Here is a 16126-nt window from a genome sequence, read left to right on the forward strand (position 1 = left end):
GATCCCTACAGTCCCATCCATGACCACCCACGACTTCAGCGGCAAGGTAGCGATCGTAACGGGTTCCGGCGGCGGCATCGGCGAGGGCTACGCGCGTGCCTTGGCATCGGCAGGCGCGAGCGTCGTGATCGCCGAACTCGAGACGGAGAAGGGCGAGGCGGTGGCGGCCGCGATTCGCGCCTCGGGGGCGAAGGCGGTTTTCGTCCAGACGGACGTCGGCTCCGAGGAGTCCACGCTCGCGATGGCGAAGGCGGCGGAAGAGGCGTTCGGCGGGATTGATTATCTCGTCAACAATGCCGCGATCTTCGGCAACATGAAGCAGGGTTCACTGCTCGACGTCGAGTGGGGCTACTACAAGACGTTCATGAACGTGAATCTCGACGGCGCTTTGTTGTGCATCCGTGCCTGCGCTCCGTCGATGGCGAGTCGGGGCGGCGGCGCGATCGTGAACCAGTCGTCGACCGCCGCGTGGATGGGCGTCAACCACTACGGCCTCGCGAAGATGGCTGTGAACGGCCTCACCCACTCGATGTCCCGGACCCTCGGCCCGCAGAACATCCGGGTGAACGCGATTGCGCCTGGACCGACGGACACCGACGCGCTCGGCAAGCAGGTCCCCGCGGAGTATCGAGAAGGCCTCGTCGCGTCGATCCCGCTTTCCCGCCTCGGCACGCCGCAGGACATGGCCGAAGCGTGCCTGTTCCTGCTGTCGGACGCCGCGTCGTGGGTGACGGGCCAGATCCTCGCGGTCGACGGCGGGCAGATCATCCGGGCGTAAACGCACTGCGGCTCCGGGGCGGGCCCCCGGAGCCGCGATGCTGCTCTTCTAGTCGACGAAGAGTCGACTGCATATGCCCGGCGGTCTCACGGACCGGTGAACGCCTTCCCCGCGGACCGGTTCTCGTACATCTCCTTCGGGTTGTACGCATCGATCTCCTCCTGAGACCAGCGCGACAACTCGGAGCGCCCGACCACGAACCAATGGACCTCGTCCGGGCCGTCTGCGAGGCGCAGCGTGCGCTGGCCCGCGTACAGGGCGGCAAGCGGAGTCCACTGCGACACGCCGGTCGCGCCGTGGATCTGGATCGCCTCGTCGATGATCTTGCAGACGCGCTCGGGGACCATCGCCTTCACCGCGCTCACCCACACGCGGGCCTCGGAGTTGCCCAGAACGTCCATGGCCTTCGCGGCCTTAAGGACCATCATGCGCATCGCTTCGATCTCGATACGGGCCTTTGCGATGACTTCCACGTTCTTTCCGAGACGAGCGAGCTTCTTGCCGAAGGCGTCGCGGGACAGGCCGCGCTTTGCCATGAGCTCGATCGCGCGCTCGGCGGCACCGATCGACCGCATGCAATGGTGGATGCGGCCGGGCCCGAGGCGGACCTGCGAGATCTCGAAGCCGCGGCCCTCGCCGAGGAGGATATTTTCCTTCGGGACCCGGCAGTTGTTGAAGCGAAGGTGCATGTGGCCGTGGGGCGCGTCGTCCTGTCCGAACACCTGCATGCCGCCGAGGATCTCGACGCCGGGAGTGTCCTTGGGAACGAGGATCTGCGATTGGCGCAGATGCGGTGCGGCGTCCGGGTTGGTCTGGACCATCACGATCATGATCTTGCAGCGCGGGTCGCCGGCGCCGGAGATGTAGAACTTCTCGCCGTTGATCACCCAGTCGTCACCGACGAGTTCGGCGCGGCACGAGATGTTCTTTGCGTCTGACGACGCGAGATCGGGTTCGGTCATTGCGAAGGCGGAGCGGATCTCGCCGGCGAGCAGAGGCTTAAGCCACTTCTCTTTCTGCGCTTCCGTTCCGCAGCGCTCGAGTACTTCCATGTTGCCGGTGTCCGGCGCGGAGCAGTTGAGTGACTCGGACGCGAGAGGCGTGCGCCCGAGCTCGGCGGCGATGTACGCGTAGTCGAGATTTTTCAGACCCTCGCCGGTGTCGGCGTCGGGGAGGAAGAAGTTCCACAGGCCCTGCGCCTTGGCTTTGTCCTTGACGCTCTGGAGGAGCTCCAGCTGTCCGGGGGCCCAGGACCAGCGATCCGCGCGGCCTTCGCCGAGCTGAAAGAACTCCATCGCAACCGGCTCGACTTCCTCACGGATGAAGGTCTTCACCTTTTCGTAGAGCGGCTTGGCGGCTTCCGACATCCGCAGGTCGAACATTTCGTCGGTATTCTCGAGACCGGGCACGGTATTCTCCTCTTTCAATGGCGCGCCTGCCGGGCGGCGGGCGATGCTGGGTGGATTCCGTTGCTGCTTCTTCCTACCAAGCGCGGCGGAAACTGCTCACTTGTTAGAGAGGGCGGCCACGGCTTCGTCGCGGACTTGGCGCTTCAGGATCTTGCCGGACGCCGTCCGCGGGAGAGGGCTATCCGAAAACCGTAGATGGCGGGGAATCGCAAAACGGGCGAGGCGGGGCTGCAGGAATTCTGTCAGCGTTTCATTGCTGAGTGCGGCGAGCGCGTAGATGGTCGCGCCGACTTCTTCTCCGAGCCGCTCATCGGGCACGCCGTAGACGCTGACTTCCACGACGTCGGGATGCTCGAGCAGGGCTGCCTCGACGGCACCACAGCCGATGTTCTCGCCGCCTCGGATCACGAGATCCTTGATGCGGTCTACGATGTAGAGGAATCCGTCTTCATCCATGTAGGCGACGTCGCCGGTTCGCATCCAACCGTCGCCGATGAAGGTTTCGGCGTTGGCGTCGTCCCGATTCCAGTAGCCGCGGAAGACCGTCGTGCCGCGGATCTGAACCTCGCCGCGTTCTCCCGTCGGGAGCGCGTTGCCGGTGTCGTCGACGATCCGGATGTCGAGCACGGCAGAGCAGCGACCGGAGCTCTCGGGGTGCTCGAGGTAGTCGCGCCCAGCGATCCCGGTGCCGATCGCGTTCGTCTCGGTCATGCCCCAGCCGGTGTTCGGCTTCGCTTTCTTGAAGGCCTTGTCGATGTTGCGGACTTGGGCGGGCGCGCGCGGTGCTCCGCCGCCGCCGACGAAGTCGAGCGAGCTGAGATCGTGGTTCGTCCGCTCGGCCGCTGTGACGAGATCGCCGGTCATCGCGGCGGGCGCGACGACCGAAGCGATGCGCTCGCGCTCGATCAGGGCCGCGGCCGTGTCGACGTCCCACTTGTACATCGAGACGATTCGACGCTGTGCGCGGTAGCAGGACAGGTACACGGCGTGGGAACCGGTCACGTGGAAGAGCGGTACGGCGAGGAGCGTCGAGGGCTGTTCCTGTGGGACGGGCATCTCGCGCCCGAGCATCTTCGCCATGGCGTGCGCATCGAGTTCCCAGGACATCAGGGCGGTGATGATGTTGCGCTGGCACGACACGACGCCCTTGGGGTGCCCGGTCGAGCCCGAAGTGTAGAAGATCGTCGCGTCGTCGTTCGGGTGGATGTCCGCGACGGGCATCTCGGTCGCCGGGGTCTTTGCGAGGAGGTCCTCGAGGAGATCCGCCTTCACGCCGTGCGTGTCGTGCGTTCGAACGCCGACGACTTTCAAGTCCGGTGACGTCTCGTTCTGGCGGGAGAGGCGCTCGAGCCGCTCGGCATCGGCGAAGAGGACCTTCGCGCCGCAGTCGTTCAGCCCGTAGGCCATCTCGTCGGGCTGCCAGAGCGAGTTCATCGCCACGGCAATCGCGCCGATCGACGTCGCGGCTGTGAAGGCGGTGATCCACTCCGGATAGTTTCGCATCGAGATCGCGACCCGGTCGCCCTTGTCGACGCCGTACTCATCCTTGAGGAGACGCGCGATGCGCGCCGCGTGCCCCCACGTATCCTCGAAGGTGAGGCGTTCGGCCTCGTACACGATAAACGTGAGATCGCTCCGCCCCTTGTCGAACAAGTCGCGCAGCGTCGGTGGTGCATTCCGAAACGCCCGACAGGCCCGACCCAACACATCAACCTCTTCGAGTTCATAAACCTCGCCCGGCGCAGTAAGGGCAGCAAGAGCCTCTCGTCGATCCATGCCTGAAAACCTATCGCAGCGCCGCTGGGAACGCTCGTGGGAGGGGACGTTGGTTAGTCATGGCTAAAATGTTTAGTCGTCGAACGTCAGCGGTGGATCCCGATCTCCCGAAACTACGTGACGCTCCATGTTCAAAGGGAACGAGGTCACAATCTCGACGACTAAACATTTTAGCCATGACTAACCAACGTCCCCTCCAATCATCTCCCTCAGGCGGTACTTTTGGATCTTGGTGGCGGACATGGGCCATTCGGTGACGAAGCGGATGTGGCGGGGGATCTTGAAGGAGGCGATCTTGCCTTTGCAGTAGGTCAGGATGTCGTCTTCGGTGCAGGCGGCGCCAGGGTGGAGTTGGAGGAAGGCGGCGACGACTTCGAGGAGTTTTGCGTCGGGGACGCCGACGACCTGGACGAGTTGGACGGCGGGGTGGCCGGTGAGGAAGGACTCGACTTCCAGGGCCGCGACGTTCTCGCCGCCGACCTTCAGCATGTCCTTGATGCGGCCGTGGTAGGAGACGAAGCCGTTCGCGTCGACGGAGCACAAGTCGCCCGTGTGGAACCAGCCGCCGTCGTCGAATACCTCCGCCGTCTTCTCCGGTGACTTGTAGTAGCCCTCGAACAGCGAGAAGCCCTTGAGCGTCATCTCGCCGGTGGTGCCCGTGGCCGCTTCCGCGCTCGTTTCAGGATCCACGATGCGAACGGAGACACCGTCGAACGGTCGGCCCGAGGTCGTTGCGCGGGTCTCGTCGTCTTCGTGACGGCTGCCGAAGCAGCAGATGCCCGAAGCTTCCGTCAGGCCGTAGGCGCTGATGTGTGTGGCCTGCGGGATCAGCTGCATGTTCTCTCTTAGCTGCGCGGGCGGCGCGACGTTGTTGATGAGTCGGACCTGGGGCAGCGCATCGGCGCGGAAGCGCGGGTGACTCGTGAGCGCACCCATGATCGTCGGGAACGCGGTGAAGAGGATCGTCGGCTTCTCGGCTTCGATGGCATCGAACGCGGCGTCGGGCTCGAAGTGCGTGTCCGTCACGAACGAACCGCCCGTCCGCATCTGTGCGAGCAGCGGCATGTACGCGCTCATGTGGAACATCGGGAGCGGGTTCCATTGTCGATCGACTTCGGTCATCTCGAACCGGTCGGCGACGGCACCGGCGTTTCGCGTGATCGCGTCGTGGCTGAGACGACACCCCTTGGGGTTCGCCGTCGTGCCCGAAGTGTACATCATCACGCACGGGTCTTCGGGAGAGACGTCGGCTGCTCGTCGCCGGACGGCCTCGTCCGTGGCGCTGTCGGCGAGGGTATCGAACTGGCCGAGGCCGATCAGGCCGGAGCGATCGAGGTCTTCGAGCAACACGATCGTGCGGAGCAGCGGCGCGTCGGAGAGGGTGAGTGTGAGAGGATCGGTGGCGTCGAGCAGCTCGGGTAGTGCTCCCTGCAGCAACTCCACGAAGTCGACGTAGTCGGCGATGCGCGTCGTGGTGAACAGCACTTTCAGGTCGGCGTTTTCGATGACGTACGCGAGCTCGCGCGTCTTGTACCGTGCATTGATGGGGACGGCGACGGCGCCGCAGAGTGCGATCCCGAACAGCAGCTCCACGACCTCCACGAGATTCGGCGCCAGAATCCCGACGTGATCCCCGGGGCCGATGCCGAGTGAGGCTAGGGATCGAGCGCGGGTATTCGAACGGCGCAGGAGTTCTGCGTAGGTCACGCGCTGGTCGGGGAAGACCAGAACTTCTCGGTCGCCCCAGCGGTCGGCTGCGCGGAGAATCAGATCTCCGAGCGTTCGCGCCTCGATGCCTCGTTCCGTCACGCTCGTACCGTCCGTCCTGATTCCCTAGAACGACCGGGGCAGTCCAAAGCCCTGAGCGATCATGTTGCGCGCCATCTCGTTGCTGATGGGTCCGATTGAGAGAAGGCGTGAGTCGCGCCAGTAGCGCTGCATGTCGGTTTCCGCGGAGTAGCCCATCCCGCCGAGGATCGAGATGCCCCGGTCGGCTGCCTTGGAGACCGCTTCGGATGCGACTGTCTTTGCCATGGTCGACTCGACGCCGCAGGGCTTTCCTTCGGCCTGCAACCAGGCGGTGTTGTAGAGCAGCAGCTCGACCTGCTTCTGCGACATCGCGATGTCCGCAATGTAGTGCTGCAAAACCTGGAAGTGACCGATCGTCTTGCCGAACGCGGTACGCGTCTTCATGTGCTCGAGCGCGTCTTCCAGAACGCCGTCGAGCATACCGAGGCACATCGCCGTGTTGAGGATCCGCTCGTTGTTGAGGGTCTTCGTCGTCTCGTACCAGGCCTTGCCCGCTTCCCCGAGGACGAAATTGTCGGCAACGAACGCGTCTTCGAAGTGGACGGCGCAGGAGCTGAGCGCGCGCATGCCAAGCTTCGGAAGTGGAGTCACGGTGACGCCGGGGGTCTCGCGCGGAACGAAGAACACCGTAATGCCATCGGTGCGCCGCGCCGGGTTCTTCTCGCTGCGCGCCATGAGGAGAAGATAGTCGGCGCTGTCTGCAGTCGTGCTCCAGATCTTCTCGCCGTTCACGCGCCAGCCATCACCGTCGCGGCGCGCCTCGGTTTTCATCCCGCCGAGGAGGTCGGTGCCGCCGCTCGGCTCGCTGAACGCCATCGCTGCACGGAGTTCGCCGGCTGCCATCTTGGGAAGAAACTCTTGCTTCTGCGCCTCGTTGCCGTGGACCCGGATTGAGTGTGCGCCCGAGAACGAGGTGATGCCCCAGATCCAGGCGAGCCCGCCGGCGTGCCGCGCGAACTCGCGCGCGAACAGAGCTTGCGTGATGATGTCGCCGCCGAGGCCGCCGTACTCTTCGGGGACGCCCACGCCGTGGAAGCCCGCACGCGTGAGGCGGTCCCACAACTCTTGCGGGTACTGGTGCTCTTGGCGTTCGAGGTCGCGGCACCAGTCTTTCGGGCACTCGTTCACGACCCACTTCCGCACGGATTCGCGAAAGAGGTGCTGTTCCTCGGTCAGGTCGAAATTCATCGTGGGTTCTCGCTTTGCGGCGTTAGAGGGCGGTGTAGCCGCCGTCGGCGGCGAAGACGCCACCGGTGATCCAGCCCGTCTCGTCGGAGAGAAGGAACTGCGCGAACGAGGCGATGTCTTCGGGGGTGCCGAGGCGTCCGATTGGGTAGCGCTTCACTGCATTCTTGAGGCCTTCCTCGGCACTCATCGATCCCGTCGCGGTGGGAATGTTCTGCGCCGCGCGTTCGGCGTATGTCGCCGTGACGAGCGGGGTGGGGACGGTGCCGGGGCAGAGCGCGTTGACGCGCACGTGTCGGTTGCCGAACTCGACTGCGATCTGACGCGTGAGGCCGATCACTCCGGCCTTGGCCGCTGCGTACGGTGCGATGCCCGGGATGCCAACGAGGCCGCCGATACTCGCCTGGTTCACGATCGACCCGCCACCGTTCTCGACCATGAACGGCAGCACGACCTTGTTCGAGAGCCACACGCCCGTGAGGTTGATGGCGATGACGCGGTCCCAGGTTTGGAGGTCCATCGACATCGCATCGCCGACGCCGGTGATGCCGGCGTTCGCGAAGAGGCCGTCGATGGAGCCCAAGGCGCTCGCCGCTTCCTGCGCCATGCGCTCCATGTCGGGAAGAGAAGACACGTCCGCGGTGATCGCGATGCTCGTACCGCCGGCCGTCGCGATCTTGCTCGCGGTTTCCGCCGCGGCCTCCGCACTGCGGTCCACCGCGGCGACCGAAGCGCCTTCCGACGCGAACAGCGCCGCCGATGCCGCGCCGATCCCGGAGCCGGCACCGGTCACGATGATTCGCTTTCCTTCGAGCTTGCCCGACACGATCCTTAGAACGTTCCCTTGTGCTGCACGCCGTCGATCGCAATGCACTCGCCGGAGATCCAGCTAGCCCGGTTTGACGCGAGGTAGACGACGGCGTCGGAGACTTCTTCGGGTCGGCCGAGTCGACCGAACGGGATGCTGGCCAGGGTGGCTTCGTAGTGGGCCGGTACGCCTTGCTTCACTTGGTCCCAGATTCCGCCGGGGAACTCGATCGAGCCGGGGGCGACGCAATTTACGCGAATTCCTTTTGATGCGAGTGCGACCGCGGCGTTCTTCGCGTGACTGATCATCGCGGCCTTCGCCGCGGAGTAGGCGGGGGGCATGCCGCCCTCGAGCGCGGCGATCGATGAAATGTGCACGATGCTGCCGCCGCCCGCCGCTTCCATCCAGGGCGCGACCGTCCACGTCGCACGAACCGCGGGCATCAGGTCGCCGGTCCATCCGGCGAGCCAACTCTCCTCGTCGTCGGTGCCGCCGAAGCCCGAGGCGTTGTTGATTAAGATGTCGACGCCGCCGAGCGCCGCGCGACTCCCCTCGAGGAAGCTTGCGAGCGACGCTCCATCCCGGGCGTCACACGCCTCTGCGTTCACGCGAACGCCGCGTTCTCGGATCTCGTTGGCGGTCTCTTCGAGCGCCTCCGTCCCGCGCGCGCACAGCGAGATGTTCGCCCCCTCGTCCGCAAATCCCAGCGCGATCGACTTGCCGATCCCACGACTCGCGCCGGTCACGACGACCGCCTTCCCTCGAAGCCCCAAATCCATGCCGAATGCCTTTCGTTGCCCCCGCCCACTGCGGAAGTGAGTTTTCACTACCCTGGACGGACCCGTGAGGGAAAGCAGGTACGTTCTTTAATCTCGGCCAAGTGCTTAAGCGTCGCGGCTGTCCAGGTGCCGTCCGCGTCGGACCGGCGACGGTCCCAGGGCTCTGGGGTGCACGCCCAGCCGGTCAGATTCTGACGATTAAAGGTTCGGTCGAGATTAAAAGACGTCCCCGCTTTGGCAGGTGCTTTGGCGGTGGGTCCCGGAGACGCAGTAAAGTCGACCGGTTGGCTACTAAACGTTTTTGGGCGACTAACCAACGTTCCTAGCCGTGCTAGGGTTCGCGGCTATGCAGATTGGAATTCGGCGACTCGTGCTCGTGGCTGCCCTCGTTTTGAGCTTTGGGGTGGTGGGCTGTTCTGACTCGGACGAGGGCTCGGGGGATTCGGGGGGCGAGAGACCGGAGATGCCGATGCCGACGCCGGAGCCCGCGCCGGAGTTGTCGTGTGCCGAGGTGGCGTCGGAGGCGTTGCGGAGCTGCTTGGGATCGTACGGGGCGGCCGTCGCGAGTTGTTACAGCGATGATGGCGCACCGTGTGCCGGGAACGACGCTGCGGTAAACGCGGCGACGTCGGACCTGGAGACCGCGGTGCGCGATAACTGCGCAGATGGGGACTTCCTGTCGCTCTCCGCCGACGCGCTCGTCGGTCGTCTGAAGAATTCGTGTTCGTCCGAAGCGTCGTCGCTGGCTTGGCGTACGTACGGCGGTCCCCAGGGTGCCGTCTACCCGAGTGTCGATGGCACCGGGCAGTCGTGTCTCACCGCCGCGCACGTTGCTGCATCGAGCATGGTCGACCAGGCGCTCGCCGGGATCAACGCGTGTCTCGCGAGTGGCGACTGCGGCTCGGTCGAACAGGATCGAAGTGCACTGGCCGCAACGATGCAGTCCGACGTCGAGGCCGCGTGCGACGATCTCAGTAGCCTGATCGCGGTCACGCCCGAAACGTACGTCGCGCGCTCGGCGCATCAGATCGACTGCATCACGGCTACCGGTCAGCCGGATACGACCGGCGTAAACCTGAACTGTGGTCCGTCCAACACGGACTTCGATGCGCCGCGCGGCGAGTACAAGCAGATCATCGTCGACGGCGACAAGTGGGGTTCGCTGTGCGGCGACGGTTCCGACTTTGCCTTTCAGGTCCGCCTCGCGCCCGAGGGCGAGCCTCTCGATCGCATCCTGATCGGCCTGCAGGGCGGCGGCGTTTGTCTCTTCGGCAACGACTGCAGCGCGCGCTTCAATGGCAATCCGGGACTCTTCACGGCGATGGATGACGAGCCGTTTAGCATCGGCATCGCGTCGACGGATCCCGAGATCAGCCCGTTCGCCAATTGGACCAAGATCTACCTCCCCTACTGCAACCAGGACGTCTTCGCCGGCGGCGGGGTCGTCGAAGAGTTCGACGAGATCTCGATTCCCCGATACGGCGGCGTGAACCTGCGGGCCGCAGTGCAGATGACGCGCGATGTCGTCTGGAAGCTCATGGACGAGGAAGGCGACGCCGGCTTCCGTCCGGATGAGATCGTCGCGCTATTCGGCGGTTGGTCGGCCGGTGGGTACGGCACGCTGTACAACTACCACTGGCTTCTCGATGACCTGCAGTGGCCGCGGACCGCGGCCTTCCCCGATGCGGGGCTTGCACTGGACAACGGATCCGTCCTCGGCGTGAGCGGGCTCGGCGACGTGAAGATCCCCGCCTGGGGCACCCTCCAGAACCTGCCGTCGTACTGCTTCGACGGTCAATGCGCCGTCGGCCCGACGCTCTACAACGCGATCTCGCCGCGATTGAAGCAGGTTCCCGAGCAGCAGATGCTGATCCTCAGCAACCCGAAGGACAACACGCAGCAGAACGACGCCTTCTTCGATGACGAGGCGTTCTGGATCAACACGCTCCGGCAGTCGTACTGCGACACGAAGGACCTGAACGGCATCCAGTACTACTTCACGAGCGTGTCCGACGAGAGCGTTCATGTCGTTTCGCTGGGCGGCAATCTCTGGCTCGGTGAAGTCGACGGTGAAGTCATGGCCGATTGGTTCTGGCGCGCAATCACGGATCCCGACACGGTCGAGGACCGCGCCGAAGAGGGTGACTTCGTGACCGCGATCCCGGGCGTCGAGCCGTATCCGTGTGAGGTCGCGCCGTGAGCCGGACGCAGGATTGGCCGATGCGGTCCGTTCTTCTGGCGATGATCGGGAGTCTCCTCGCCGGCGCGTCTTCCGCGCCGGCGCAGGAGTCGTCCGTGCAGTAAAGCCGATACGGCGCCGCGACCCTCATCCAGAAGGACTTTGGTCCGGAGCGGTGGTCGATCCATCACCGGATCCAAGAGGGGTTCGTGTCGGGCAACGTCTTCTACACGGACGGCCGCCCACCGATCGTCCTGTCCTGCGATCGCATCGTGCTCGTATCCGACGAAGCAACCTATCGGGGCTTCGACGCCCCGGATTGCCGTCTCGACGACGGGGTGGCTTGTAGGTGCCTGCTTGTCGGGGAAGTCGTCTTGCCGACATCCTTCCTCGTGCCTACCGCCGATCGGGGGCTCCTACGCGCCACCCGAATCGGCAGCGTCGATCACGTCGAGTTGGATTCCGCTCACGCCGAGCCTCCGGCTTCAGCCCACAAAGATAACCCCTTGCGGTGGTAGTTTAGGCGATCGCGGCGGCGATCGGCGCCTGCTGCTAGGAAATCGGCATGACGCAGATCTTCGAGCCCACGACCGACTTCCTCGAGACGGACCTCCGAGACGGGATCCTGACTATACGCCTGAACCGTCCCGACGCGCTCAATGCCTTCCGGCCCGAGATGCTGATCGGGATTGCCGAGTTCGCGGAGGCTGCGACGACCTCTGAGGATGTCGCCGTACTCGTTCTGGAGGGCGCTGGCAGGGCGTTCTCCGCCGGAGTGGATCTGAAGGTTCTGCAGAACGAGACCCCGCAAGCCGGCAAGATCGGCAACGTCTTCGACGACTCGGCCCGGCGCGCTTACCTAGCCCTGCGGAGGTGCTCCCGCCCGGTGATCGCTAAGGTTCACGGTGCCTGCTTCACGGGCGCGCTCGAGATGGCGTTACACTGCGATTTCATCCTGACGACGGCTGCGACCAAGTTCGGGGACACCCATGCGAAGTTCGGGCTTCGGCCGACGTGGGGGATGTCGCAGACGTTGGCGCAGGCCGTGGGCCTGCGTCGCGCGAAGGAGCTGTCGTTCACGGCGCGCACCTTCCTGGGGGAGGAAGCGGTCACGCTCGGCGTTGCGAATGCGGCCGTCGCAGACAAGGACGCGCTCGACGCGCTCGTTCTCGAGCGGGCGAACGCCATCACGAAGAACTCCCGTGCCGCCGTCGCCGCGATGAAGGACCTCTACGCCGTCGCCCAATCCGGTTGCGACATCGAAGACGGCCTCGTCGAAGAAGCGGCCCGTTTGTATCCGGAAATCCGCGATACGGCCGAGCGCCTCTCCGGGTTCTGAGCCGGGGGAAATCCCCACCACCCTGCAAGTCTCAGGCAGTGTCTGAAGTAGGGACGTTCGTTAGTCTCGGCCGTTTGTTTAGTCGTCACTTCTGTCGCGCCCCGATCGTGCACATCAGACCGCTTCTCGGCGTCGGGGAGGTCGCGCGTTTGAGCACGGCGACGGGGATGGTGCGGACGTCCGTCGTGCGTTCCTCGCTGCCGAGCACGCGCCCGCAAAACGCCGATGGATCCAAGGGTGTATCCTGAAGAGGAACTCCGTGGCGGGATTGCGGCTCGCCGCGGGCATCGGACTCAGCTCCGTTTATTGCAACGCGACGGGCATGCTTTTGATGCCGTTGATGAAGTTCGAGCGAAGGCGCTTGACCGGGCCGTTGAGATGGATGTTCGGGAAGCGGCGTAGAAGCTCTTCGAGGGCGACGCGCATCTCGAGCCGCGCCATGTGACTCCCCGCACAAAAGTGCGTGCCGGTGCCGAACGCGAGGTGGGGATCGGTCTTGCGGCTGATGTCGAACACTTCCGGGCTCTCGAAGACGTCGGGGTCGCGGTTCGCGGCGCCGTAGTAGACGACGACCTTGTCTCCCTCCCGGATCTTCTGTCCTCGAATCTCGGTGTCGCGCATGGCGGTCCGGCGGAACTGCATCACCGGCGTCGCGAAGCGCAGCATCTCGTCGATGGCCTGCGGGAGAAGGCTCGGGTCGCGCCGAAGCAGCTCGAATTGCTCGGGATTGTCCGACAACGCCTGCACGCCGCCGCTGAGTGCATTCCGGGTGGTTTCGTTCCCGGCGATGATCAGCAGGAAGAAGTTCATGCCGAGCTTCAGTCGGTCGATGGGGACGCCGCTCACGCTGCCGTTTGCGAGGCTCGAGAAGATGTCGCCCGTGGGATGTTTGCGCCGTTTGCGTGCGAGTAAGGCCGCGTAGATGAAGATCTCGATCACGGCGAGGCGGCCGCGAAACGCGCTGCTCACCCCGGGATCAGTAGAGCCGATCAGCTTGTTGGTCCACTTGTAGAACTTCTTAGAGTCCTTGTCGGGCACGCCGAGGAAGTGGCATAGGGCGCGAAGGGAGACCGGCGCGGAGATGTCCTCGACGAAGTCGCATTCGGCCCGACCTTCGAGCGCGTCGAGCGTCTGGCAGACGATCTCCCGCGTGTCCTCTTCGGTCGACTTCACGGTGCGGGGTTTGAAGTGCGGTGTCATCACCTTGCGCAGCTCGGTGTGCTTGGGCGGATCCATGTTGATGAGCTGCTCGCGCATGTTCTCGAGATCTCTCTGGTGGAGGTCGGTCATGACGCTGCTGCCGCGCTCAGACGAGAAGAGCTCAGAGTTCTTCGAGACGAATGCCACATCCTCGTACCGCGTGAGTGCCCAATAGCCGGCGCCCTGGGGCGCACCGGGGATCTTGCACTCGGGTTGCCAATGGACCGGCGAACTCTCCCGCAGCATGCGGAAGTAGTCGTGCGGGACCCCGGCGACGTAGGTCTGCGGATCAGAAAGGTCGAGTCCTGTGGACATGGGCATTGAAGGGCTCTTAGCGCTTGGCTGCGGCGGCGCTCAAGGCCTCGCCACCGATGAGGGAGGCTACACCGATCAGGTCGACGACGACCACCCGCTGGAACTCGGCATTGTAGCCACCGACGCCGACGCCGATCACGAGATAGGAGACCATGCTGACGAGCCCGACTCCGGTCGCGAGCGGGCGCAGCGGGGGATGGAATGCCGCGATCAGGGGGATCCCTTACCGCGCATGCAGGCGGTCGGCCGAGAGAACGCCGGTCACCGGGCCAAATTGATGATCGCGGCCACGAGGAAGAGCGCGGTCAAGAGGAGCTGCATGTCGCCCAGGATAGCCACGGTCGACCTGCGGGAACAGTGGCCGTCAGGTGGTCGGGAGGAGCCTACGGGCCTTCGGGTGCCCCGATTGCTCCCGCGGGCTGGGCAGAGTACGCCTTGGGAGCGAAGGGAGGACCACCATGGGTGAAATTCGAGTCGAAGAGGAGGTCGACGCCAAGCCGGAGACAGTTTGGGCGCTCGTCCGCGAGTTCGGCGGCGTCAAGGAGTGGAACGACGGGATCGACAGCTGTGAGGTCGACGGTTCGGGCATCGGTGCGGTCCGCACGCTCAAGATGGGCGGCATCGAGATCCAGGAACGTCTGGAGCACATCGACGACACCGGCCGCACGTTTTCCTACTCGATCATCTCCGGTCCGGTGCCCGTGGAGAACTACCTCGCGTCAATGACGATCCACGACGCGGCCGAGGGCAAGGCGCGCGTCACGTGGCAGGGCAGCTTCGATCCGAAGGGCGTTGCGGAAGAAGACTGTGCGAAGCTCTTTACCGGCGTTTATCAGGGCGGCATCGCGGCGATCCGAAAAGCCGTCACCTGATCGATCTCGCATCCTTGGCCGTGGAAACGGTCGGGGTGCATCCGTCGCGGGGATTCTGATGGGCCGATCGCCATGACGGTTCCCGGAAGTTGTCTCTGCGGAAAGGTCTGGTGCGAAGTTTCGTCGCCGTTCCTCGACATCTCTCAGTGCCACTGCAGCAAGTGCCGAAAGCTGTCGGGCTCGGCCGCGGGAGCTCGAGTACGGGATGAAGGCGCTCGAGACCGGCGAGCTTCGCTCCGGGTTGGATGGCTACGCGTCGGGCGGGTGACGCGACAGCGATCTGAGCTAGGAGCCTGACCCGAGATGGGTCGGCATCGTCGATGAAGAAAAGCGAGGCCTATGCGGGTCTTCTCCTCGCCTGATGTGCGCTTTGATGGGGCAGTTCAGCCGACGTCTGGTGGGCAGTCGGCTCTGAGGTCCGCCGTTGCTCGAAAAGTTCTCCGGACGAGCTTCGCATCGCCTATGTGACTGCGAGCCCACTGAATTCTCTCTGCCCGTTGCCGGCGCGCGTGCGCATCGAACGTTGCAGGATCGATGCGAACGCCGAACGTATCACTTTTCTCGGGCTCTTCGAGCACGCGCTGTAGCACCAGCGATCCGAGCTCCGGGCGGAAGTGCGCGGACTCGAAGTACCAGTCGGACGGTCGGTGTTTCCAGATGGGCTCTGTCGTAAACGGACCGTAGCCCGAGAAGTCCCAGAGCTGCACACGGCTTCGCTCGTTCTCCGGCAGACCCGCCGCGATGCGCGCGACGACGTCGACGACGTCACGTCGCCATTGTTGGTAGGCCGGGAAGAGACCCGCCGCACGGATCGCTTCGATTTGCGTCGCGTGGACTGGCGGAAAGAAGAGGATCATCTCGACGCCGGCCGCGACGGCGCGCTGGAGAACGGCACCGAGTCGTTCGGTATGGGCGGGGTCGTACGCGAAGCAGACGTAGTGCTTTGCTGCGTACGACAACAGGCTCGTCGCGAAGCGATTCCAGGCGGGTCCGCTCGACTGCTCGAAGAACTCCGCTGCCTCGGAGACCGCGGGCCCTTGCCCGGTTCGGCTCGCTCGTACGGTACGGATCGAGTCCTGAAGCGTCAGCCCGGAGGCGAGCCGACCCAGCTGGACGGCCCAGGGGGAGCGGCCGGCGAACAGCGAGTCGTCGAAATCACCGCCCGCCTCGCGACCGCCGCGGAAGGCGACGAAATCGAGCCCGATGAGGGCGATCTCGAGGTCCTGCTGCTCCTGCGCGAAGTCGAGGACGGTCGCGATTTCGTCGAGGTTCGTTCCGGCGAGCGCGGCGTTCTTGATGCCGCGTTCGGTGAGGAGCGGATCTTTCGGGGCGAAGCCGAACCGCTCCCGGGACGTGCCGAGGATCACGCCCCGGTAGTCCTGATGCCCGAGTTGGAGCGAGAGCGCCGCGCGGCCGCCGTAAGGCGCATCCGGGATCTTCCGGTCCGTCCAGCCGTCGATCTCGGCCCAGCCGACCGTATCGTGGGGATCGACCAGGGCGTTCACGAGGACGACGACGAGCAGCGCGGCGAGGCAGGACGAGGCCGCAATCGTGAAGAACCGCCGGCCGCTCAGCCGCGGCGTTCGGGTGTCGTCGGGGCGCACCGGGCTCGTATACCCCGATTGGCAAACGCGGCCCAGAGGGAAACGTCTCGGCGGGTCCGTGGTATAGAGACGG

Annotated in this window: 15 protein-coding genes; 5 read left to right on the forward strand and 10 right to left on the reverse strand. The window is 64.8% G+C overall.

Annotated elements, in window-relative coordinates:
* Nucleotides 1-19: 19 nt before the first annotated feature.
* Entirely contained in the window at nucleotides 20-778 is a 759-nt protein-coding gene (locus P8R42_05155) for an SDR family oxidoreductase (GenBank protein MDG2304035.1), read from the forward strand.
* 86 nt (nucleotides 779-864) lie between these two features.
* On the opposite strand, the gene P8R42_05160 is transcribed toward P8R42_05155, so the two are convergent.
* From P8R42_05160 to P8R42_05185, 6 genes are all read right to left on the reverse strand, one after another.
* Nucleotides 865-2160 (reverse strand): acyl-CoA dehydrogenase family protein, encoded by a 1296-nt coding sequence (locus P8R42_05160; protein ID MDG2304036.1) that lies wholly within the window; start codon nucleotides 2158-2160, stop codon nucleotides 865-867.
* Between the two features lie 123 nt (nucleotides 2161-2283).
* Nucleotides 2284-3963, reverse strand: coding sequence for a class I adenylate-forming enzyme family protein (locus tag P8R42_05165; protein MDG2304037.1), 1680 nt, complete (start codon nucleotides 3961-3963; stop codon nucleotides 2284-2286).
* Between the two features lie 180 nt (nucleotides 3964-4143).
* Nucleotides 4144-5772, reverse strand: coding sequence for an AMP-binding protein (locus P8R42_05170; protein ID MDG2304038.1), 1629 nt, complete (start codon nucleotides 5770-5772; stop codon nucleotides 4144-4146).
* Nucleotides 5773-5796: 24 nt separating this feature from the next.
* A complete protein-coding gene (locus P8R42_05175; protein ID MDG2304039.1) occupies nucleotides 5797-6960 on the reverse strand; it encodes an acyl-CoA/acyl-ACP dehydrogenase in 1164 nt (387 codons plus the stop codon).
* A 22-nt stretch (nucleotides 6961-6982) separates the two neighbouring features.
* On the reverse strand, nucleotides 6983-7783 hold the full coding sequence (locus tag P8R42_05180) for an SDR family NAD(P)-dependent oxidoreductase (protein ID MDG2304040.1): 801 nt from the start codon (nucleotides 7781-7783) through the stop codon (nucleotides 6983-6985).
* 5 nt (nucleotides 7784-7788) lie between these two features.
* Entirely contained in the window at nucleotides 7789-8544 is a 756-nt protein-coding gene (locus P8R42_05185) for an SDR family NAD(P)-dependent oxidoreductase (protein MDG2304041.1), read from the reverse strand.
* A 346-nt stretch (nucleotides 8545-8890) separates the two neighbouring features.
* Here P8R42_05185 and P8R42_05190 point away from each other — a divergent pair, with 346 nt between their 5' ends.
* The 3 genes from P8R42_05190 (at nucleotide 8891) to P8R42_05200 (ending at nucleotide 12062) form a co-directional block, all read left to right on the forward strand.
* Entirely contained in the window at nucleotides 8891-10744 is a 1854-nt protein-coding gene (locus P8R42_05190; protein MDG2304042.1) for a pectin acetylesterase-family hydrolase, read from the forward strand.
* A gap of 188 nt (nucleotides 10745-10932) precedes the next feature.
* Nucleotides 10933-11241, forward strand: a complete 309-nt coding sequence (locus P8R42_05195) for a hypothetical protein (protein ID MDG2304043.1) — start codon at nucleotides 10933-10935, stop codon at nucleotides 11239-11241.
* Nucleotides 11242-11288: 47 nt separating this feature from the next.
* Nucleotides 11289-12062, forward strand: a complete 774-nt coding sequence (locus P8R42_05200) for an enoyl-CoA hydratase/isomerase family protein (protein ID MDG2304044.1) — start codon at nucleotides 11289-11291, stop codon at nucleotides 12060-12062.
* Nucleotides 12063-12147: 85 nt separating this feature from the next.
* Here the strand turns inward: P8R42_05200 and P8R42_05205 are convergent, their stop codons facing one another.
* The 3 genes from P8R42_05205 to P8R42_05215 all read right to left on the reverse strand — a co-directional run bounded on the left by P8R42_05205 (nucleotide 12148) and on the right by P8R42_05215 (nucleotide 13731).
* A complete protein-coding gene (locus tag P8R42_05205; protein MDG2304045.1) occupies nucleotides 12148-12297 on the reverse strand; it encodes a hypothetical protein in 150 nt (49 codons plus the stop codon).
* A 68-nt stretch (nucleotides 12298-12365) separates the two neighbouring features.
* Nucleotides 12366-13583, reverse strand: coding sequence for a cytochrome P450 (locus P8R42_05210; protein MDG2304046.1), 1218 nt, complete (start codon nucleotides 13581-13583; stop codon nucleotides 12366-12368).
* Nucleotides 13584-13593: 10 nt separating this feature from the next.
* Entirely contained in the window at nucleotides 13594-13731 is a 138-nt protein-coding gene (locus P8R42_05215) for a hypothetical protein (GenBank protein MDG2304047.1), read from the reverse strand.
* A 304-nt stretch (nucleotides 13732-14035) separates the two neighbouring features.
* On the opposite strand from P8R42_05215, the gene P8R42_05220 reads away from it, so the two are divergent.
* Nucleotides 14036-14449 (forward strand): SRPBCC family protein, encoded by a 414-nt coding sequence (locus P8R42_05220; GenBank protein MDG2304048.1) that lies wholly within the window; start codon nucleotides 14036-14038, stop codon nucleotides 14447-14449.
* Between the two features lie 383 nt (nucleotides 14450-14832).
* On the opposite strand, the gene P8R42_05225 is transcribed toward P8R42_05220, so the two are convergent.
* A complete protein-coding gene (locus tag P8R42_05225) occupies nucleotides 14833-16053 on the reverse strand; it encodes a hypothetical protein (protein MDG2304049.1) in 1221 nt (406 codons plus the stop codon).
* Between the last annotated feature and the right edge of the window lie 73 nt (nucleotides 16054-16126).

The organism is Candidatus Binatia bacterium (genome assembly GCA_029243485.1).
In the GTDB taxonomy this organism is placed as follows: domain Bacteria; phylum Desulfobacterota; class Binatia; order UBA12015; family UBA12015; genus VGTG01.